The 21093-nt window shown below is 62.8% G+C and carries 17 protein-coding genes and 3 tRNA genes; 16 read left to right on the forward strand and 4 right to left on the reverse strand.

Translation table 11 applies throughout. The features are described from left to right. The first annotated feature begins 43 nt into the window (after window positions 1-43). From ACXX83_RS06060 to ACXX83_RS06110, 11 genes are all read left to right on the forward strand, one after another. Window positions 44-119: transfer RNA gene (locus ACXX83_RS06060), tRNA-Val, on the forward strand. Window positions 120-172: 53 nt separating this feature from the next. Then, window positions 173-249 (forward strand) — tRNA-Asp (locus ACXX83_RS06065). Window positions 250-341: 92 nt separating this feature from the next. Further along, a tRNA-Asp gene (locus ACXX83_RS06070) sits at window positions 342-418 on the forward strand. Between the two features lie 368 nt (window positions 419-786). Then, complete coding sequence (locus ACXX83_RS06075; protein WP_095965303.1) at window positions 787-1296, forward strand: sigma-70 family RNA polymerase sigma factor; 510 nt, start codon at window positions 787-789, stop codon at window positions 1294-1296. Next, entirely contained in the window at window positions 1293-2243 is a 951-nt protein-coding gene (locus ACXX83_RS06080) for a FecR domain-containing protein (RefSeq protein WP_458547820.1), read from the forward strand. The genes ACXX83_RS06075 and ACXX83_RS06080 overlap by 4 nt, the downstream gene beginning before the upstream one ends. A gap of 67 nt (window positions 2244-2310) precedes the next feature. Beyond that, window positions 2311-4734, forward strand: a complete 2424-nt coding sequence (locus ACXX83_RS06085; RefSeq protein WP_458547821.1) for a TonB-dependent siderophore receptor — start codon at window positions 2311-2313, stop codon at window positions 4732-4734. A 78-nt stretch (window positions 4735-4812) separates the two neighbouring features. Beyond that, a complete protein-coding gene (locus ACXX83_RS06090) occupies window positions 4813-5754 on the forward strand; it encodes an ABC transporter substrate-binding protein (protein ID WP_458547822.1) in 942 nt (313 codons plus the stop codon). Next, window positions 5754-6743: a FecCD family ABC transporter permease gene (locus tag ACXX83_RS06095; RefSeq protein ID WP_015095877.1), complete on the forward strand. Its 990-nt coding sequence runs from the start codon at window positions 5754-5756 to the stop codon at window positions 6741-6743. The genes ACXX83_RS06090 and ACXX83_RS06095 overlap by 1 nt, the downstream gene beginning before the upstream one ends. Continuing rightward, window positions 6736-7767, forward strand: a complete 1032-nt coding sequence (locus tag ACXX83_RS06100; RefSeq protein ID WP_458547823.1) for a FecCD family ABC transporter permease — start codon at window positions 6736-6738, stop codon at window positions 7765-7767. Before ACXX83_RS06095 ends, ACXX83_RS06100 begins: the two co-directional genes overlap by 8 nt. Window positions 7768-7779: 12 nt before the next feature. Then, window positions 7780-8571 (forward strand): ABC transporter ATP-binding protein, encoded by a 792-nt coding sequence (locus tag ACXX83_RS06105; protein WP_458547824.1) that lies wholly within the window; start codon window positions 7780-7782, stop codon window positions 8569-8571. Further along, window positions 8568-9350 carry an IucA/IucC family C-terminal-domain containing protein gene (locus ACXX83_RS06110; RefSeq protein WP_458547825.1) on the forward strand — a complete coding sequence of 261 codons (783 nt, stop codon included), beginning with the start codon at window positions 8568-8570 and terminating at the stop codon, window positions 9348-9350. Before ACXX83_RS06105 ends, ACXX83_RS06110 begins: the two co-directional genes overlap by 4 nt. A 76-nt stretch (window positions 9351-9426) precedes the next feature. Here ACXX83_RS06110 and aldA read toward each other — a convergent pair whose 3' ends face one another. From aldA to ACXX83_RS06130, 4 genes are read right to left on the reverse strand one after another with little or no spacing between them, the layout of a single operon-like run. Beyond that, window positions 9427-10860 (reverse strand): aldehyde dehydrogenase, encoded by a 1434-nt coding sequence (gene aldA / locus ACXX83_RS06115; RefSeq protein WP_458547826.1) that lies wholly within the window; start codon window positions 10858-10860, stop codon window positions 9427-9429. Window positions 10861-10879: 19 nt separating this feature from the next. Beyond that, window positions 10880-11680, reverse strand: coding sequence for an aldolase/citrate lyase family protein (locus tag ACXX83_RS06120; RefSeq protein WP_458547827.1), 801 nt, complete (start codon window positions 11678-11680; stop codon window positions 10880-10882). 14 nt (window positions 11681-11694) lie between these two features. After that, complete coding sequence (gene rhmD / locus ACXX83_RS06125; protein ID WP_008047298.1) at window positions 11695-12879, reverse strand: L-rhamnonate dehydratase; 1185 nt, start codon at window positions 12877-12879, stop codon at window positions 11695-11697. 33 nt (window positions 12880-12912) lie between these two features. Then, complete coding sequence (locus ACXX83_RS06130) at window positions 12913-14208, reverse strand: MFS transporter (RefSeq protein WP_102699286.1); 1296 nt, start codon at window positions 14206-14208, stop codon at window positions 12913-12915. A 125-nt stretch (window positions 14209-14333) separates the two neighbouring features. Here ACXX83_RS06130 and ACXX83_RS06135 point away from each other — a divergent pair, with 125 nt between their 5' ends. The 5 genes from ACXX83_RS06135 to ACXX83_RS06155 all read left to right on the forward strand — a co-directional run bounded on the left by ACXX83_RS06135 (window position 14334) and on the right by ACXX83_RS06155 (window position 21029). Beyond that, window positions 14334-15275 (forward strand): LysR family transcriptional regulator, encoded by a 942-nt coding sequence (locus tag ACXX83_RS06135; RefSeq protein WP_015095870.1) that lies wholly within the window; start codon window positions 14334-14336, stop codon window positions 15273-15275. Between the two features lie 176 nt (window positions 15276-15451). Next, window positions 15452-18283, forward strand: a complete 2832-nt coding sequence (locus ACXX83_RS06140; protein WP_458547829.1) for a xanthine dehydrogenase family protein molybdopterin-binding subunit — start codon at window positions 15452-15454, stop codon at window positions 18281-18283. Next, a complete protein-coding gene (locus ACXX83_RS06145) occupies window positions 18276-18815 on the forward strand; it encodes a (2Fe-2S)-binding protein (RefSeq protein ID WP_007982256.1) in 540 nt (179 codons plus the stop codon). Before ACXX83_RS06140 ends, ACXX83_RS06145 begins: the two co-directional genes overlap by 8 nt. 2 nt (window positions 18816-18817) lie before the next feature. Beyond that, on the forward strand, window positions 18818-20056 hold the full coding sequence (locus ACXX83_RS06150) for a c-type cytochrome (RefSeq protein ID WP_458547830.1): 1239 nt from the start codon (window positions 18818-18820) through the stop codon (window positions 20054-20056). 1 nt (window position 20057) lies between these two features. Continuing rightward, window positions 20058-21029: an XdhC family protein gene (locus ACXX83_RS06155; protein ID WP_458547831.1), complete on the forward strand. Its 972-nt coding sequence runs from the start codon at window positions 20058-20060 to the stop codon at window positions 21027-21029. Window positions 21030-21093: the final 64 nt, after the last annotated feature.

Consider the following 21093-nt stretch of genomic DNA (forward strand, 5'->3'; position numbering starts at 1 on the left):
GGTTCGCTACCTGCGTAAATTTCGCGGCCTCGGAGATGCAAACGGGTGATTAGCTCAGCTGGGAGAGCGTCTGCCTTACAAGCAGAATGTCGGCGGTTCGATCCCGTCATCACCCACCACTCCCGAGATACTTGCGAAAGCAAGAGGTAGGCTGAAATGCCTCCACCGACGCGCAGCGGTAGTTCAGTCGGTTAGAATACCGGCCTGTCACGCCGGGGGTCGCGGGTTCGAGTCCCGTCCGCTGCGCCATATTTTCCGAGTCAGATTCATCTGGTTCGAGATTGAAAAGCTACTGAGTTTTCAATCAGACGAGTTACTTGAGCATCTGCTCAAAGCGATACGCAGCGGTAGTTCAGTCGGTTAGAATACCGGCCTGTCACGCCGGGGGTCGCGGGTTCGAGTCCCGTCCGCTGCGCCATATCTGCCTCAAGGCCAACTGAACGCCTTGGAGCTACGAAGAAACCACTGGTTGCTTCGAGTCGATAGCAAAGACCCTGGTCGAAAGACCGGGGTTTTTTGTGTCTGCGATTTGGCTTTTTCTCCCGCCTCGCGCCCCTCAGGGTTCGCATCTGCCAGCCTGGCGCAGATGCCCGATGACTCTCGAAAATCTCCCTTAATAACCCGCAGCCCAGTTAAACCGGCGCCTGTGCGGCCGAAATGCCTGCCTGTCATTAAATAATTCAAGTATTTACCGGGTGCAGTTCGTACAAAGGGCTTGGATTGTCTGCGCAACACTAATTAGAATGAGTCGCATTTAAAATATTTCTTCACCCAGGGTTCCTTCAGATGAGTGATGCCGCGATGCCGCCGGAGCAAGCCTTCCACGACCTGTACCGCGACCATCGGGGCTGGCTCGAAGGCTGGTTGAGGCGACGCATGAGCAATGGCAGCGATGCGGCGGACCTGAGCCAGGATACCTTCGTTCGTGTCCTTGCCAGCTCTCAGCGCATCGCCGACTTGCAAGAGCCACGTGCCTACCTGGCGACCGTCGGCAAACGACTGCTGAGCAACTTCTACAAGCGCCGCAGCCTGGAGCAAGCCTATCTCGATGCATTGGCGCTGCTGCCCGAGGACTGTGTGCCGTCCCCGGAGCAACGCTGGATCCTGCTGGAAACCCTGCAGGCCCTGGACGAATTGCTCGATGGATTGCCCGGGCCGGTACGCCGCGCGTTTCTCTTGAGTCAGCTCGAAGGCCTGGGCTACCAGGAGATTGCCGAGCGCCTGCAAGTCTCGGAACGCACGATCAAGCGCTACATGGCTCAAGCCTACGAACATTGCCTGCTGGTGGACATGTGAACGGTTCGGCACCTTCGGCCCAGGCCCGACAAGTCGTGCGGGCCGCCGCGCAGTGGCTGGCCCTCATGGAATCCGGCTGTGCCAATGAGCGGGACCGGGAGCAGCTGCAGAGCTGGCGCGACAGCCATTCCAGCCATGAGCAGGCCTGGCAGAAAGCGCAGTGCTTGCGTCAACGCTTTGCCGACCTGCCATCGGGCCTGGCCATGGCCAGTCTGGACCGGCCGCAAGCCAGTCGACGCACGGTGCTCAAGCGCGCCGTCGGTGCGGTGGCGTTGCTGCCGACCGCCTGGTTGATCAGTCGGCAGTTGCCTCTGGATGCCTGGGGGGCCGACCTGCGCACCGCCACCGGAGAAAGCAAAAAAGTCCGGTTGGCCGATGGCAGCTCTGTGCAACTGAGCACGGCCAGTGCCGTCGATATCGATCTGAAGAACCGGTACCTGACACTGGTGGAAGGCGAAATGGCACTGAACGTGCCCGGGACTTCGCCGCTGACGATCCTCACGCGCTTCGGGCAAGTGACCGTCAGTCAGAGCGAAGTGTGTGTGCGTCAGGGGCAGTCGGGCTGCAAGGTGTCAGTGCTTCGAGGCGCAGTGCAGTTGCAGCCTCTGCACGGGCCGGTCTTCTCGTTGCGCGGCGGCCAGCAAGTCAGTCTTCAAGCGGCGGGTGCCGGCGCTGTGGAGCCATTCGATGTGCTGGCCCCTGGCTGGCGTGACGGCGTGCTGATGGCGCAGAACCAACCCTTGGGGGACTTTCTGCGTGAACTCAGCAGCTATCGTCCTGGTGTGTTGCGTTGGGAGCCAGAGTTGGAACCACTGCGCATCACCGGCAGTTTTCGCCTGGATGACACCGATCGCATCCTCGCGCTACTGGCGGTCAGCCTGCCGCTGGAGGTGCATTCGCGTACGCGTTATTGGGTAACGCTGGTGCCGCGCAAAAATAATGCTTAACGCGTGTCCCCTTTTTTCGCGGCGCTTGTCATTCAAGGCAAGTGAAACGAAATCAGAGAGATTCTCAATGCCTGTAGTGATGCCTTGCAGTACGCGTCTGGCCCCATCCCGGTTGCGCCCGTTGTTGCACTTGAGTCTGTTGTTGAGCCTGAGTGCCTGTCCGTTGTTCATCACTGCCGGTTGGGCCGAAGACGCTCCACGGCGCAGCTATCAGGTGCCAGCCGGTAGCCTTGGCGCGGCGCTGACCCGTTTCGCCGGCTTGGCCGGGGTCAATCTGTCCGTGGACCCGGCACTGGTGAGTGGGCGCACCAGCCCTGGCCTTTCCGGTGACTTCGCGGTGGAGGAGGGCTTTGCCCAACTGCTACAGGGTTCCGGTCTGCAACTGCAACCGGTGGGCGAACAGGCGTACATGCTGACCCCGGCGCCAACGGGCAGCACCCTGCAATTGGGCGCGACCTCAATTTACGCGACGGCGGACACGGCGCATGGTGATCCGTACGTCGGCGGGCAGGTCGCACGCCGTGGGTCGCAAGGCTTGCTGGGCTCGAAAGACTTCATGGAGACCCCGTTCAGCGAGACCACCTACACCAGTGAGTTGGTGAAAAACCTGCAGGCTCGTACCTTGGGCGACCTGGTTGCCAGCGATCCCTCGGTTCGCGCCACCAACCCGGCGGGTGGGCGGTATGAGCAGTTCACCATTCGCGGAATGAGCCTGTTCAACAGTGATGTCTCCTACAACGGTCTCTACGGCATTCTGCCGACGTACACCATCGACATGGAAATGGCCGATCGCGTCGACGTCCTCAAAGGCCCGAGTCAGCTCATCAATGGCATCTCGCCGCGGGGCAGCGTGGGCGGCGGGATCAACGTGGTGCCCAAGCGCGCCACCGACGTGCCCATTACGTCGTTTACCGGCAACTACGCTTCCGACAGCCAGGTCGGCGGTGCGGTAGATATCGGTCGGCGTTTTGGTGAGGGGGACATGTTCGGTGTTCGTTTCAACGGCGTGAAGCAGTCCGGCGACACCGAATGGGATCACCAGAGTGTTGACCGCGAGATGGCAGTGCTGGGCCTGGATTTTCGCGGTGAGCGCCTGCGGCTCTCGACGGACGTCGGGCATAACGAGCGTGACACCGACGCCCCGCAGGAGCGTGTGCAGGTCGGCGCCAAAGCTCAGGTTCCGCACGCCAGCGATGTTCGCCACAACTATGCACAGCCGTGGAGCAAGGCGCGGACCAAGGACACCTTCGGTACGGTGACCGGCGAGTACGATGTCAGCGATTCCGTCATGGTGTACGCCGGGGCGGGCGCGCGTAAAAGTAATCACGACTTCCTTCGGCACGCCGTAGCGGTCACCAACAACGCGGGCGATTTCAGCGTTCAGCCACGTGACTTCACCCGCGACGAAAATGTCCGGACAGCCAACGCCGGGGTACGCAACTGGTTCCATACCGGTCCGGTGAGTCATGAAATCAACCTGGCTGCCAGCTACTTCTACATGGACTTCGAAAACGGTGGCGCCCGTTATGCCGCCGCCCCGAGCAACCTCTACAACCCTGTGGAAACACCTACACCCATCACGCCCACGCGACTCGACTCGGAGGTTTATACCGAGAACCGTTCCAGCAGCGTGGCGTTGTCCGACACATTGGGCTTCTTCGATGACCAGGTGCTGTTGACCCTCGGTGCACGCTGGCAGCGAGTGCAGGTTGACGACTGGACGGATAATGTCAAAGGCGACACGGGCTACGATGAAGAAAAGGTTTCGCCCTCGGGCGGCATCCTGTTCAAGGCCACCGACAAGCTCTCGTTATATGCCAACTACATGGAAGGCCTGAGCCAGGGCAAGATCGCCCCGTCGACCTCGGTGAACGAGGACGAGATCTTCCCGCCGTTCATCAGTCGGCAGGTCGAGGTCGGAGCCAAATATGATGCGGGTGCGTTCGCCATTACCACTGCGGTGTTCCGGATCAAGCAGCCGGCCTATGAAACCAACGCCACCACGCGGGTTTTCGGCCCGAACGGCAAACGCGAAAACAAGGGTGTGGAAGTCAACGTGTTCGGTGAGCCGCTCAAAGGTTTCCGCCTGCTCGGCGGCGTCATGTACATCGACAGCGAGTTGACCGACACCACCAACGGCACCTTTGACGGCAACCGCGCGCCCGCCACGCCGGAATACAACGTCAGCCTGGGGGGCGAGTGGGACGTGCCGAATGTACAAGGCCTGACCCTCACCAGCCGCGGCATCTATTCCAGCTCACAGTATCTGGACCAGTCCAATAACAAGGAAATCGATGCCTGGACGCGTATCGACGTGGGCGCGCGCTACGCCTTCAAGGTTGAAGAAAAGAACATCACCCTGCGTGCCAATATCGAGAACGTGGCCGACAAGCGCTACTGGAGTTCGGCCGGGGCCTCGGATGACAGCGAGCCTGGATTGACGCTTGCGACGCCACGAACCTACCTGCTGTCGGCGACCGTCGACTTCTGAATCGATTCAACCGTGGATTGCGCCACAGGGAAGGGCGCGACCGAGTTGTGTCATGAATCGATTGCAGAGGACCAGAGCATGCCCGGCGTGACTTACCTGCCCAAGAAAGAACAGCCCGATACGCCCTCCAGGCGCACGCTGCTGCGCCTGTCCCTGGGCCTGCTTGCACTCAGGTTTGCCCCGTCGGCGTGGGCCCGGGCCGACGCTGCGCCGCTGCGGGTGATCACCCTGTTTCAGGGGGCCACGGACAGTGCCGTGGCGTTGGGCATCACACCCTGCGGCATCGTCGATTCCTGGAGTGAAAAGCCCACTTATCGCTACCTGCGCTCGGCACTGGAGCCGGTGCCTCATGTCGGGCTGGAAACCCAACCCAGCCTTGAGGACATCGCGCTGCTCAAGCCGGACGTGATCATCGCCTCGCGCTTTCGCCATGAACGCATCGCGCCGCTGCTCAAGCAGATCGCCCCGGTGGTGATGCTCGAGGAAGTGTTCGAGTTCAAAAAGACCCTGGCGTTGATGGGTCTGGCCTTGCACCGCCAGCAGCGCGCCGACGAGGTGTTGGCCCGCTGGCAGTTGCGCACGGCACAACTGCGCGAGCAACTGCAGGAGAAATTTGTCGGGCGCTGGCCGCCGACAGTGTCGATTCTGGATGTTCGTGAGGACCATATCCGCAGTTATCTGCCGGCCAGTTTTCCGGGTTCGGTGATCACCGAGCTGGGGTTTGGCTGGAGTGAGGCCAGTCGGGCGGCGAACGGGGTATCGATCAAACTTACCAGCAAGGAGAGTCTGGCGGTGGTCAATGCCGACATTTTCTTTGTCTTCTTGCGCGCGGAGAAACCGGCAGTGCAGCGAAACTATGAAAGCCTGGTGCAGCATCCGCTGTGGCAGCAAATGCGTGCGCCGCAACAGGGGCAGGTGTGGCGGGTCGACGGGGTGGCCTGGAGCCTGTCGGGCGGGATGCTCGGGGCGAACCTGATGCTCGATGACGTTGCGCGGCTGGTCAAGGCGGACCTGTCCTGATGAGCAATGGTTTGAAGTTGTGCTGTGCCGCCGTCGTGTTGCTGCTCAGCGGCGTATTGAGCCTGGCGGTCGGAGCCACCTGGATTCCGTTGTCGCACATTGCCGCCGCGTTCGTGCATCCCGATCCGCTGAGCGTCAGTCACGTGCTGGTGACCACCACGCGCCTGTCGCGCACCTTGATGGCAATGGCCGTGGGTGCGAGCCTGGCCGTGGCGGGGGCCTTGATGCAGGCGCTGACGCGCAATCCGCTGGCGTCCCCCGGGTTGTTCGGGATCAACGCCGGCGCGACGTTTTTTATCATCCTGTGCTCCTCGCTGTTTTCCCTGTCATCCCCGGATGCCTGGCTGTGGAGCGCGTTCATCGGCGCGGCCGTGGCCGGCAGCCTGGTGTGGCTGATCGGCAACATGGGGCAGGGCAGTCTCAGCCCGCTGCGCATTGTGCTGGCGGGTGCGGCGATGGCCGCCTTGTTCTCCGCGTTCAGCCAGGCGTTGCTGGTGGTCAATCAGGATGGGCTGGACACGGTGCTGTTCTGGCTGGCGGGTTCGTTGACCGAGCGCAGCCTGTCGGTCGCCGCGCCACTGCTGATCTGTGGCGTACTCGGGTTGTTCGGCGCGATGTTGCTGGCGGGGCAGGTCAACGTGCTTGACGCAGGCGAGGAGATCGCCACCGGCCTGGGCCAGCGCACCGGTTTGATCCGGCTGCTGATGAGCGTGCTGGTGGTCTGTCTGGCGGGCAGTGCCGTGGCATTGGCCGGCAGCATCGGGTTTATCGGCCTGCTGGTGCCGCACATGGTGCGCAAGGGCCTGTCCATCGATCATCGCTGGTTGCTGCCGGGGTGCGCGTTACTTGGCGCGATTGTCCTGCTGCTGGCCGATACCTTGTCGCGGGTGTTGATCCTGCCGCAGGAGGTCCCGGTGGGCGTGATGACGGCACTGTTCGGCGCACCGTTTTTCATTCTGCTGGCCCGGCGTGGAGGTCGTTATGGATAAGGTCCTGACCTGGCGCCGTAGCGGTTTTTCCCGGCGGATCAATGTCGCCACGTTATGGCGGTTGCTGGCGGCGTTGATGGTGACGGCGCTGATCATGCTTGGCTCACTGTCGCTGGGCAAAGTCATGCTGTCGCCGTTGGAGGTGTTGCGGATTCTGCTGTCGAGCCAGGACGCCAGCCTGACGTTCATCGTCGAGCAACTGCGCTTGCCGCGCATGCTCCTGGCGGCGTTGGTCGGGGCGGCGTTGTCGGTGTCGGGGCTGATTCTGCAAAGCATCATCCGCAACCCGCTGGCTTCACCTGATCTGCTGGGTATCACCAGCGGCGCCAGTGCGGCGGCCGTGCTGTATCTGGCGTTTTTCTCCGTGGCGCTGGGCCAGCAGTTTCTGCCGCTGGCGGCGATGTCCGGTGCGGGGCTGGCGGCATTGGCGATCTATCTGCTGGCTTGGAAGCAGGGGGCCTCACCGCTGCGCCTGGTGTTGATCGGGGTCGGCATCAGCGCGATGTTGACTGCCGCGACCACCTTCATCCTGGTCTTCAGTCCGCTGACCACGACCCTGTCGGCTTATGTCTGGCTGACCGGCAGCGTGTACGGCGCCAGTTGGCCGGAACCGCTGGCGCTGGGGCGCTGGTTGTTGGGTATCTGCCCGCTGCTGGTGCTGCTGGCGCGGCAGGTGAGGGTGCAACAACTGGATGACGCTCTGGCCCAGGGCATTGGCGTTCGCGTGCAGTGGCTGCGCGCCGGTTTGTTGCTGGTGAGCGTGGCATTGGCCGGTGCAGCGATTGCCTGGGGCGGGGCGATCGCGTTTGTCGGGCTGATTGCGCCGCACATTGCCAAGCGCCTGGTAGCCCCGGGTTTTGGTGGCCAGGCGGCGATGGCCGCGTTGGTCGGGGCGAACCTCGTGGTGCTGGCCGACCTCGCCGGGCGTGTCCTGTTTTTGCCGCTGGACCTGCCGGCCGGGATTTTTGTCGCCGTGCTGGGCACACCCTTTTTTCTCTATTTGTTGATTAAACAGCGTCATTAAGGAATTCAACGCATGACGTCGATTGCAAGTCACGGCCTGACCCTGAGTTACCAGCGCCAGGTCATTATTGACGCGCTGGACATGCAGCTGCCCCAAGGCAAGATTTCGGTATTGATCGGCAGCAACGGCTGCGGCAAAAGCACCTTGCTCAAATCCTTCGCCCGACTGCTCAAACCGCAGCAGGGCTCGGTGATCCTCAACGGTGTGGATATCCAGCAAAAGTCCACGGCCGCCGTGGCCAGGGAGTTGGCCATTTTGCCTCAGACCCCCAGCGCGCCGGAGGGCATCACCGTGCGGCAGTTGGTGGCGTTGGGACGTTATCCGTATCAGAGCTGGATGCAACAGTGGTCGGCTGAAGATGAGGCCATGGTCAACCGCGCGCTGACGCAAACCAGCCTCCAGGCCCTGGCGGACCGACCGGTGGACGCGTTGTCCGGCGGGCAGCGCCAGCGCGCGTGGATCGCCATGACCCTGGCCCAGGACACCGGCATCGTGCTGCTCGACGAACCCACCACGTTTCTCGACCTGGCGCACCAGATCGAAGTGCTGGACCTGCTGCGCGACCTCAACCGGCTCGAAAACAAGACCATCATCATGGTGCTGCACGACCTCAACCTGGCCTGTCGTTACGCCGACCACATGGTTGCGGTGCACAACCGGACGGCCTTTGCCCAGGGGCGGCCCGACGAGGTGTTGACCGAACCCTTGGTCAAAACCGTATTCGACCTCAATTGCCGGATCATTGCCGATCCGTTCTTCGGCACGCCGTTGTGCATTCCGTTTGGCCGGGAATTGCCGCAATGAGTCTGGCACGTCATTTCACCGCGTCGCAGTGGACGGTGTTGTCCGGCGGCTTGCGGCTCAAGGACGGCGACGAGCGCGACCCGTTGCGTTCGCTGATGGCCCGGGACTTGTTGCAGGAAGACGTGTGCGAGCAACTGCTGGACACCCTGGGCCCGGTGATCGGTTCGCCGACCCGGGCGATCACCGCCTCGCTGCTGGGCAAACGCTTGTCGTTTCTGGCGACCGGCGCCTGTTTGTATGCGCTGTCGGTATATGACAAGGGACTGTTGTTGACCCTCGACAACACGCTGATTGAATACGGCCACGATGAGGGGCAGTGGACGTCGTCGATGCCGCTGCATCACGGTCTGCCGCTGACCTATGGGGCCAATGAGCGCGAGGTCTGGCGGGAGGCCCTGGTGCGGGGATTGTTCGCGGGACTGCTGCAACCGTTGTGGCACACCTTCAACCGTGTCACCGGTGTCTCCCGGCGCATCCTCTGGGAAAACACGGCCGTGCGCGTTTACTCGCTGTATGAAAAACGCATGGCAAAGATCGAAGACCCGTCAGTGCGCGAGCGCTGTGAAGCGGATTTCAACTGGCTGCTGACACAAGCCGAGCCTGCGTTGTTCGGTCTCGATTACAACCCGCTGAGCCATTTCCGCCGACCGCCGACGCTGGTGGACGACGGGCAGCGCAGCATTCGCTTTCGCCGAACCTGTTGCTTCTATTACCTGGCCACCGAACCCGCTGAGTACTGCTCGACCTGCCCGTTGCTACGTCCGGGGAAATGCCGATGAGATGTGCATGTCAGGGTGATGGGGCAGGCGCCTGAACGATGGCTCAGGCGCGTGCCCTTCACAGAAAGTGCCTGGCTCAGCCTTGCAAATACACCGCGTGGGTATGGGTGTATTCGTACAGCCCGTGCTTGCCATCCGCGCCGCCGATGCCGGACTTGCGCACACCGGCATGGAACCCTTGCATGGCTTCGAAGTTCTCGCGATTGACGTAGGTTTCGCCAAAATCCAGCTCGCGCATCGCCTGCAGGGTTTTGCTCAGGTCGCGGGTGTAGATCGACGAAGTCAGGCCATAGTCGCAGTCGTTGGCCAGGGCGATGGCTTCGTCCAGGTCGTCGATTATCTGGATCGGCAGCACTGGCCCGAAAATCTCTTCGCGCATGATCTCCATGTCCGCGCGGCAACCGGCTAAAACAGTGGGCTGGAAGTGGAAGCCATTGGGCAGGTCGGCCATTTGCCCGCCACTGATCAGGCTGGCGCCCTGGCTCAACGCGGTGCGGACTTTGCGGTTGACGCTGTCCAGCCCCTGGCGGTTGATCAGCGGGCCCATCTCTACATCGGGCTGCGCAATCGGGTCGCCATAGCGCGTTGCACTCATGGCCGCCGCGATGCGTTCGATGAACTGATCCGCCACCTTGCGCTCGACATAGACCCGCTCGGCGCAATTGCACACCTGGCCGCTGTTGATGATCCGCGAATCGCGGATCGCCCGGACCGCCAGGTCGAGGTCTGCATCGGCCAGCACAATGGCCGGCGCCTTGCCACCCAGTTCCAGGTTGAGCTTGGTGATGTTCGGCGCGGCGGCGGCCATGATCCGCGAGCCGGTGTCGACGCTGCCGGTGAAGCTGATCATGTCCACGCCCTTGTGCGCGCTCAGTGCCGCGCCGACTCGGCCGTCACCGCAGACCACGTTGAACACGCCGGGCGGCAGGTCGGTTTCGGCGACCAGCCGGGCAAATTCGAAGCAGTTGTTCGGGGTTTCTTCGCTGGGCTTGATGACGATGGTGTTGCCGGTCAGCAGGGCCGGGGCCATCTTGCGGGCGATCAGGAAGAAGGGGAAATTCCACGGCAGGATCCCGGCCACCACGCCCAAGGGTTTGCGCAGCAGGAGAATGTTTTCGTTCTGGCGGTCGCTGGTGATGATTTCACCTTCGATGCGCCGTGCCCATTCGGCCATGTAGTCGAGGTAGTCGGCGGTGAAATTGACTTCGACTTGCGCCAGCCCGCTGATCTTGCCTTGCTCCAGGGTGATGGTGCGCGCCAGGTGCAAGACGTTTTCCCGCAGTTTCGCGGCGATCCGGCGCAAGTAGCCGGCGCGGTCATTCGCCGGTTTGCGCGCCCAGTCTTTCTGCGCGGCACGGGCGGCGGCGAGGGCGCGGTCGACGTCCTCGGCGGTCGAGGCCGGGACTTTCGACAGCACGGCGCCGGTGGCCGGGTTGATCACATCGAGGTGGGCAGCGCTGGCCACGAACTGGCCATCGATGAAGTTTTCGTAAACAGGCACGGATGACATGGTGCGACTCCTTGGCAGATCAGTAAGTGCGTGACGGCGCTTGAGGGGCGGCAGGTTCGCGGTAGCGGGCGAGGGTGGCCATGGCGCCTTGGCGCAGCAGGCTGATGTCGATGGCCACTGCAATGAACTGGCAGCCCCAGCGCTGGTAGCGGCGGGCGTCTTCTTCGTTGGGGGCGAGAATCCCGCAGGCCTTGCCGGCCGCCAGTGTGGCGTTCACGGCGTGTTGAATCCGCTCCTGGACTTCCGGGTGGCCGGGGTTGCCGGCGTGACCCAGGCCGATCGACAAATCCGCCGGCCCGATAAACACCGCATCCACGCCCTCGACGGCGGCAATCGCAGCGACGTTTTCCACGCCGGTGCGCGATTCCACCTGCACGATCAGGCACAGTTGTTCGTGGGCGGTATTCAGGTAATCCGGCACAGCGTCCCAGCGCGTGGCCCGGGTCAGGCCGCCGCCGACCCCGCGAATGCCGTGGGGCGGGTAGCGCATGGCACGCACCAGCGCCTGTGCCTGTTCGGCGGTTTCGACCATCGGGATCATCAGCGTCTGCGCGCCGATATCCAGCAGTTGCTTGATCAGGTTGGCATCGCCGTTCACCGCGCGCACCACTGGCGCAGTCGAGTAAGGCGCTACGGCCTGCAACTGGGCGAGTACGCCGGGCACGGTGTTGGGCGCGTGCTCGCCATCGATCAGCATCCAGTCGTAGCCGGTGGTGGCGACGATCTCGGCGGCGTAGCCGGTGGCGAACCCGGCCCAGATGCCGTACCGGGTTTCGCTGTTGTTCAGTGCGGCCTTGAACGCGTTGTGCGGCATGTTCATCACGAACTCCTTTCTCAGCGGTTATACGGCCGATGCAGTTGGCATTCCGGGTTGAGGGTCACGCCGAATCCTGGCTGGTCGAGCGCGGACAGGCGCATGCGGCCATTGACCGGCACCGGTTCGCCGAGCAATTGCGGGTGGAACATCGGCACCACTTCGTCAGCCTTCGGCGCCATCATCAGGAACTCGGCGAACGGGCTGTTATGCCGGGTGGCGACGAAGTGGTAGCTGTACACCGAAGAGCCGTGGGGGATGACCAGCGCGTTGTGGGCGTCGGCCAGGGCCGAGATCTTCACCAGTTCAGTGATCCCGCCGCACCAGCCGACATCCGGCTGGATGATGTCGCAGCAGCCCATCTCCAGCAGCATGCGGAAGCCCCAGCGCGTGGCTTCATGTTCGCCGGTGGTCACCAGCATGCCCTTGGGCACGTTGTTGCGCAGGGCGGCGTAGCCCCAGTAATCGTCCGGCGGCAGGGCCTCTTCGATCCATTTCAAGCCATGTTCGTGGGCGCCGACCGCCAGTCTGGTGGCGTAGTTGAGGTCCAGGCTCATCCAGCAATCGAGCATCAGCCAGAAGTCCGGGCCGACACGCTCGCGCATGGTCGCCAGTTCTTCGAGGTTCTTGCGCAGGCCTTCTTCGCCTTCGGCCGGGCCGTGGTGCAGCGGCATCTTGCCGCCGATGAAACCCATTTTCTGCGCCAGGTCCGGGCGGGCGCCGGTGGCGTAGAACTGCAATTCGTCGCGCACCGCACCGCCGAGCAACTGGTGCACGGGCTCCTGGCGGATCTTGCCGAGCAAGTCCCACAGCGCCAGGTCGACGCCGGAGATCGTGTTGATGACGATGCCCTTGCGCCCGTAATACAGGGTCGACTGGTACATCTGGTCCCAGATTTTTTCGATGTCGGTGACCCGGGCGCCTTCGAGGAAGCGCGCCAGGTGCTTCTCGACAATGTAGGCGGCAGGCTCGCCGCCAGTGGTCACGGCAAAACCGACGGTGCCGTCGCTGGCCTCGATCTCCACCACCAGGGTGCCGAGCACGTTGATGCCGAAGGTGCGGCGGCTCTGGCGGTACTCGGGGTATTTGCTCATCGGCGTGGCAATGTGATCGTCGATCCAGTGGCCGTCGGCCTGGTCGTGATAATCCGCGCCGCCGCCACGCAGGGTGAAAGCGCGGACGTGTTTGATGGTTGGAATGCCCATGGTGTGATTCCTTTTGTTAAACGGCGGTCAGGTTTAAACGGTGGCCGGTTTGTTCGAGGCTTCATGGCCGGGCGCGCGTACGCCCAGCACCAGCAACGCGGCGATGACGGTGGTAACGGCCAGCACGTACAAGCCTGCTGCCGGTGAATGGAAAGCGCCCTCTGCCCAGTTCTTCAGGATGGGGGCGATGAAGCCGCCGAGGGCGCCGAACGAGTTGATCAGGGCGATCCCGGCCGCGGCGGCGCTGCCGGCGAGGTAGCTGGAGGGGAAGGTCCAGAACACCGGTTGCACGGCGATGAAGCCGGAGGCGGCAAAACACAGGGCGATAATCCCCAGCAGCGGATTGCTGAAGGTCACCGAGCAGGCGATCCCGGCGGCGGCCATCAGCAAGGTCAGGCACGCGGTGCGGCGACGTTCGCCGGTGCGGTCGCTGTAGCCGGGGATCAGGTAGGCGGCGATCAAGGCGCAAATCCATGGAATCGCCGTGACCAGGCCGACCATCAGCCCGACCTTGGTCCCCAGCAGTCCGCCGACCTGGCTTGGCAGGTAAAACACCACGCCGTAGACGCTGGCCTGGATCAACAGGTAGATCAGGCACAGGTACAGCACCGAGGGTTGGCAAATGACGTTGAGCAGGCTGCGGCCGTGGTTCTGTTTATGGCTGTCTTCCTGATCGAGCAGGGTCTGCACTTGCTGGCGCTCCTCGACGGTCAGCCACTTGGCGTCGGCCGGCCGGTTGTCCAGGTACCAGTAGGCCCAGATGCCCACCGCCGTCGCCATCAGGCCTTCAACGGCAAACAGCCACTGCCAGCCGTGGAAGCCGGCGAAGCCGTCCAGTTCCAGCAGCAGGCCGGACAACGGGCTGCCGAAGATGAACGCCAGCGGCGCACCGAAATAGAAGAAACCCATGGCCTTGCCACGCACGGCGCTGGGGAACCAGTAGGTGAGGTAGAGGATCACCCCGGGGAAGAAGCCGGCTTCGGCCACGCCCAGCAGGAAGCGCAGGATGTAGAAGCTGGTTTCTGTGTGGGCGAAGACCATGGCGGCGGAGACCAGGCCCCAGGTGACCATGATCCGGCACATCCACAGGCGGGCGCCGACGCGGTGCAGGATCAGGTTGCTCGGCACTTCAAGCAACGCGTAGCCCACGAAGAACACGCCGGCGCCGAAGGCGAAGGCGGCATCGCTGATATTAGTGTCGGCTTGGAAGGCTTGCTTGGCGAACCCGACGTTGGCGCGGTCGAGGAAGGCCATGATGTACATCAGCAGGAGAAACGGGAGCAGCCGCCAGGAAATTTTGGCGAGCAGAGGCGCGGGTAGAGTCTTCATCGCAGTTTTCCTTTGGTAGGGCATTTGTTCTTATGGGGAAGACTGTACGGCCGCTGATCGATGCGTTACAAATCGAATCTAGCTCACAACTGATACCTTGAGGGTATCGATAAAAAAGGCCCGCCATGACCACGCCGATCATCTCCCGCAGCCTGCTCAATCGCCTGCGCTACAAGCATCTGCACATGCTGGTGACACTCAGCAGCAGCCAGAACCTGCACCGCGCTTCGCAAAGCCTGAACATGTCGCAACCGGCGGCAACCCGCATGCTCCATGAGATTGAAGACATGTTCGGCTGCGATCTGTTCGAGCGCCTGCCGCGGGGGATGCGCCCGACAGCGCTGGGCCAGGAACTGATTCGCTTTGCCGAGTCGGCCATCAGTGGTCTGGACCGTTGTGCCGAGGACCTGATGGCGCGGCAGCAGGGCGGCTACGGCTATCTGTCGATCGGTACCATCATGGGCGCGGCGCCAGGCCTGGTCATGGATTCGATTGCCGAGATCAAGGCGCTCAATCCGCAGCTGCGGATTCGCATCATGGGCGACACCAGCGACCAGGTGATCCAGTTGCTGGAACAGGGCCGCATCGACCTCGCCATCGCCCGGCGCAATGCCGCCACCGACAGTGAGCATTACGTCTTCGAGCAATTGGGTAACGAACGCTTGCTGGTGGTGGTGCACGCTGGCCACCCGCTGGCCCGGCGCAAAAAACTGGACATGGCGGAGCTGGTCAGCGGTTGGCCGTGGATCCTGCAACCGGAAACCAGTCCGGCGCGCATCGGTCTGGATCAGGCCTTGCAGCGCCTGGCGCTACCGTTGCCGGCGGACATCATCGAATGCAGCTCGGTGTATTCGATGCAGCAGCTGATTCAGTTGACCGACGCGATCATGGTTCTGTCGGAAACCGCATTGCGCGACTATCTTAAAATGGGCCTGGTGGTGGCATTGCCGGTGGAACTGGATGTGCAGATGGCGCCATTCGGGTTGTTGTTGCGCAAGGGCGAGCACATCAGCCGGGAGTTGGGGTTGTTCATTGAACTGCTGCGTCGAAAAGTCGCGGTTTTTTGATTCCTTGGTCAGTTTTTAGTTTTCCGCGAAGGCATAAGCCTATAAACTTAACCTTTCGGTCAGCTTTGCACTGTCAACAACAGCCCTTTGCATCGTCGAAAAGGGCTTCTGCAAGACTCGAGATTTCCAGTACATAACCAGAAGGGCGGACCCCATAACCGCCCAGAGGATGATCCATGTCCAACCGTGAAATATCCCGGCGCTCGTTCCTCCAGGGCGGGCTGGTAGCGGGTGTGAGCGTGACGCTCACGCCATTGAGCAGCCAGGCGCTGGCCGCCTTGATGGAAAACAGCGTGACCGTGCCGTCCGAGCAGTGGCTCGGCAACAATGGCAAGGCGCGCGCCCGTAACGATGCCTTGTCCAAGGTCTGCGGCAGCAAGGTCTTTGCCCGCGACATCCGCGCCAAGGACATGCCGGGCTGGCCGCAGCAGCAAGGCCACGCCATGCTGCTCAAAACCATCAAGGCCGACCACATTTTTGCAGGCATCGACCTGTCGTGGCTGGGCGCCGGGTTGCAGCCGGACCGCATCGTCACCGCCGAGGACCTGGTCAAGGACGGTATCGTGTTCCCAGAGGAGCACGCGCCGGATCCATTGTTGCCGGCCGGCAAGGTGCCGATGTTCATCGGTCATCCGGTGGCGATCCTGATCTGGAACGACTTCGAGCGTTTCCGTCAGGCCAAGAACCAGCTCAAATTCAATGAAAAGGCCATCCGCTACGGCGATAAAGTGCCGTTCTACGAAGGCGATCCTTACGGCAGCTTCCGCTATGTGCGCGTCGGCGGTGCGACCTCGGCCGACGAAGATGAGTTCGCCAGCCTCAAGGATTCGATCCTGTTCCCGATGCTGAAAAACCGTCGTCCGGTGTGGAACTCCCAGCCGAACCTGCACGGCAACCTGACCGAGCGCGGGTTGTTCTACGCCGAGCGCATGAAGCAGCAGATCGACACGCCGCCGGACAACTGGCTGGTGTTCGACGAGCGCTACAAGACCCCGTCGATCGAACCGGCCGCCCTGGAGCCGGACAACGGTAACGGCTGGTACGACCCGGCCACCAAGACCTTGCATTTCGTTGTCGCCACCCAGTGCCCGCTGGAAACCGCGACCGAGACCGCGAAGATGATCGCGCCGTCGCGTTTCGGCCTGGCCAACCTGAACATGCACCCCGGTTACACCGTCGGTTACGGCTCCAAAGACCACAACATCTTCGTCTACTACGCAGCGCTGGCCGCGTTGTACGGCGCCGGTGTGCCGGTGCGTCTGGCCAACGACCGCTACGAGCAGTTCCAGAGCGGCATCAAGCGTCACCCGTTCGACATTCGCTACCAGTTGGCGGTGGACAAGAACGACCACAGCTTCAAGATCTTCCGCGCTGAAATGAGCGTCGACGGTGGCGGGCGAATCAACTACAGCCCGTCGGTGGCGGCGGTGGGCGCCACGGCCGCGCAATCGATCTATTACATGCCGCAGAACGACCTGCAGGTCACGGCTTACCATTCCCGCGCGGTAGAAGCCGGGTCGATGCGTGGCTACGGCACCCTGCAGAGCATGGCGTCGACCGAAATGATGGTCGACGAAATCGCCGATCGCCTGGGTATCGATGCCATTGAACTGCGCCGCAAGAACGCGCTGCGCTCGGGCATGAAAAACACCCAGGGCGCGATCCCGGCCGGTGCCCTGCGCCTGCACGAGATTCTCGACAAGGCGGCTGTCCACGAGGTCTGGAAAAACCGCGACGCGATCAAGAAGCAACGCGAAGCCGCCGATCCGGACAACTGGTACGGGGTGGGTTTCGCCATCTGCCAGAAAGACTTCGGCACCGGTTCCGAAGCGCCGATGGCCAGCATTGAATTCACCGCTGAAGGTCGCATCAGCCTGCGCCACATCGGTATCGAGATCGGCACCGGCATGTCGACCTCGCAGGCCATGGTCGTGGCCGATTTCCTCGGTATCCCGGCGCACGAAGTGAAGACCGGTGAAACCGAATGGAATGAGTTGCAGCTGATCAGCAGCGGCAACCCGTACATCATGAGCCAGGCCGAACAGGATAATGTCCTGCGCAACCCGCGTTGGGTCGGCAAGGTGGCTTCGGCGTCATCGGCCACCAACTCGGCGTACTACTTCAGCCACGCCACCCGTGAAGCGGCGCGCGTGCTGTTCAACCACGGCCTGTGGCCGGCGGCGCTGGAGATCTGGCGCCAAGGCCCTTTCGGTGGTCAGGCCAACCCTTACGTGGTGCGCCGCGAAGACGCCCATTGGGTCGATGGCAAGCTCACCGCCAACGGCATGGAACCATTGCCGTTCGCCATGCTGGCCAAGCGTGTTCACGAGCGCGGCCTGGTGAGCGGCGCCACGGTGCACGGTTTCAACCGCTGGAGCTGGGCCGAGGCCGAGTTCAGCATCGACGGCGTGCGTGAGCGCTTGCCGCTCGATGGCCTGGCCGTGAAGTACGGCGACGGTGCACCGAAAGCGAAGAAGGCGCAGATGAACAGCGCCGGTTTCCATTTGCTGGACCGGCAGAACATCGCCTACCCGGCAACCCAGTTGAACAACGCGGCGGTGACGTACTACAGCCCGGTGGCGACGCTGGTGGAAGTGAAGGTCAACAAGGGTTCGAACGAAGTGTCGGTACTCAACCATCACTCGTGGGTCGAGTGCGGTCGCGTGCTGGTGCCGGAACTGGTCAAGGGCCAGCTCGAAGGCGGCATCGCCATGGGCATCGGCCATGCGCTGATGGAAGAAATGCCGCTGTACGAAGGCGGGCCGGGGGAGGGTGACTGGAACTTCAACCGTTACCGCCTGCCCATGGCGCGCCACGTCGCGGTGTGGAAGCAGACGGCGGAGATCCTGCCGCCACTCTCGCCAAGCGACCCGTCCAAGGGCATCGCCGAAGTGGTGATGATTCCGGTGGTCGGTGCCATCGGCAATGCTGTGGCCCACGCCATCGGTAAACGTGTCCGCGACCTGCCTATCACTTCTGCACGCATCAAGGAGGCCCTCAATGGCTAACCGTCCGCTTCAACTGACCCTCAACGGTCAATCCGTCGGCCCGGTGGACATCCCTGATGACCTGCCGATGATCGACTACCTGCACGAATACAAGAACCTCACCGGTTCGCGCCTGGGCTGCGGCCAGGGCATCTGCCACGCCTGCGTGGTGATCGTCGACAACCCTGACGGCACCAGCGAAGAAGTGCGCACCTGCATCACCGGCGCGCACTATTTCGAAGGCAAGAAGGTTCGGACCATCGAAGGCCATGCGACCCGCGATGAGCAGGGCAAGGTCACCGAGCTGAACCCGATCCAGCAGCGCTTCGTCGACGAATTCGCCTTCCAGTGCAGCTACTGCGCGCCGGGCTTCGTCAATGCCGCGACCGTGCTGGTGGAAAAGTTGCAGCGTCAGCCGATCGTCAAAAGCCAGCTGGAAAAAGTCATCGAGGACAGCCTCGGTCATCACATCTGCCGTTGCACCGGGTACGTGCGCTACTACAGCGCCACCCGCAACGTGCTGACCGATCTCGGCCTGGTCAAGGAGGGTTAAGCATGAAGTCACTATTGTCCCGCCTGACGCTGGCGGTCGGCCTGGCTGCGCCTGTGTTGCTGGCCCACGCCGATGAGGCGCAGGTCAAGCAAGGCGCGTACCTTGCCCGCGCCGCCGATTGCATGGCCTGCCACACCGCGCCGGGTGGTGCACCCTATGCGGGCGGCCTGCCGATCGTGTCGCCGTTCGGCACGATCTACGGCACCAACATCACCCCGAGCAAAGAGCACGGCATCGGCCTGTACAGCGATGACGAGTTCTTCGCCGCGCTGACCGAAGGCAAGCGCCGCGATGGCGCGAACCTGTATCCGGCGATGCCGTACACCTCATATCACCTGATGCCGCGCGCCGATTCCGATGCGATTCATGCCTACCTGAAAACCGTCGAGCCGATCGAGCGCGCCGCCCCGGTCACCCGCCTGAGCTTCCCGTTCAACGTGCGCCTGGGCCTGATGGGCTGGAACATGATGTACGGCAAGGATGTGAAGCTGGAGTCTGCCGAAGGCAAAAGCGAAGCCTGGAAACGCGGCCAGTACATGGTCGACGTGCTCGGTCACTGTGGCGAGTGCCACACCCCGCGCGGCTTGCCTGGCGCGATGCAGCAGGACAAGCGCATGACCGGCGGCATTCTCAATGGTTATCTGGCGCCAAGCCTGCTGGCCACTGACCTAGCGGCCCGTGGCTGGAATCATCAGGACCTGAGCTCGTTCCTCAAGCACGGCATGAGCGCCCAGGGCACGATGTTCAACGAGATGTTCCCGGTGTTCCACAACAGCACTCAGGGCCTGAGCGATCCGGATCTGGCGGCCATGGCGACCTTCCTGCTCGGCGATCAGCCACCGGCGGCGAAAGTGCTCACCGAAGTGCCGTTGGACAAACTGAGCCCGAGTGCCCAGCGTGGCCGTCAGGAATATTTGAACGTCTGCGCCGGTTGCCATGCGCCGGGCGGCGAGGGCAAGCCGCACATTGCCGTAGCCATGCGTGGCAACACCACGCTGCGCCTGGAAGACCCGCGTAACCTGCTGCGGGTAATCGACGACGGTATCGGTGAGCAGAAGTTCTCCGGGTTCGAGCACATGCAGCCGATGCCGGGCTTCGCCGAGAAGTTGAGCGACGGGCAACTCACGGATCTGCTGAACTACCTGCGTCAGGGCTGGGGCGGTCAGCCCAATGACCTGGCGCTGAACGACGTGCAGAAGTTGCGGGCCGATGCGCCGCCGCTCGAGCACAAGGCGCACTGATATGCAGCATCTCGATCTGCAAGTGGTGCGCCGGGCGCTGGAGTGGTCGACGGCCGGTCAGCGCATCTGGCTGTGTACGGTGCTGGCCACTTACGGCTCGGCACCGCGCGCACCGGGTTCGCTGCTGGCAGTGAACACTGACGGGCACTGGATTGGCTCGCTATCCGGTGGCTGTGTCGAGGAGGATTTTCTCGAGCGAGTCGCCGAGGGCGCGTTTCTGCAGCCGGTCAGCGTCGTTCGTTACGGCGAAGGCGACGACCCACGCTCGCGCGTCAGCCTGCCCTGTGGCGGGGTGCTGGATGTGCTGGTCGAGAAGCTTGAGGCCGATTGCGAGGTGCAGGCGCATTTGCGCGAGCTGGAGTCAGCGTTGTTGGGTCGACGTCGATTGATCCGCGAAGTCGATCTGCAAAGCGGTGCGCGCAGCCTGTTCGATGATCGTGAGCAGGGAGTGCGTATCGAACGTGAAATCGACCGCGTGCGTGTGCGTGTCGGCGCGGCCCAGCGCTTGTTGCTGGCCGGCTATTCCAGTGTGGCACAGGCCTGTGCGGAGTTTGCCGTGGGCCTGGGTTTCGAGGTGATTCTGTGCGATCCGCGGGACGAAGTGCTGGAAGGCGTCGTGCTGGAGAACGTGGAGATTCGCCGCCAACTGCCGTCGGTGTTCATCGCCGACGGAGGCTGCCACAGCGACACGGCGGTGGTGGCGTTGACCCACGACCCGCGTATCGATGACCTGGCGATGATGGAGGCGGTGCGCACCGAGGCGTTCTATATCGGTGTGATGGGCTCCATGCAGACCTCACGGAAGCGCTTCGAACGCTTGCGGCGCATCGGCGGTCTGGGGGAGGTCGAGTTGGGGCGGATTCATGCGCCAATCGGGCTGAACCTGGGCAGCAAGACGCCGGCGGAGATTGCCCTGGCGGTGCTGGCGGATATCCTGCGGATTCGCAGCGGTATCGCGCGGGACCGGCTTTAAGATCAAAAGATCGCAGCCTGCGGCAGCTCCTGCAGGGATCATGTTTTCTGTAGGAGCTGCCGCA

The sequence above is a fragment of the Pseudomonas sp. GNP012 genome (assembly GCF_054343835.1).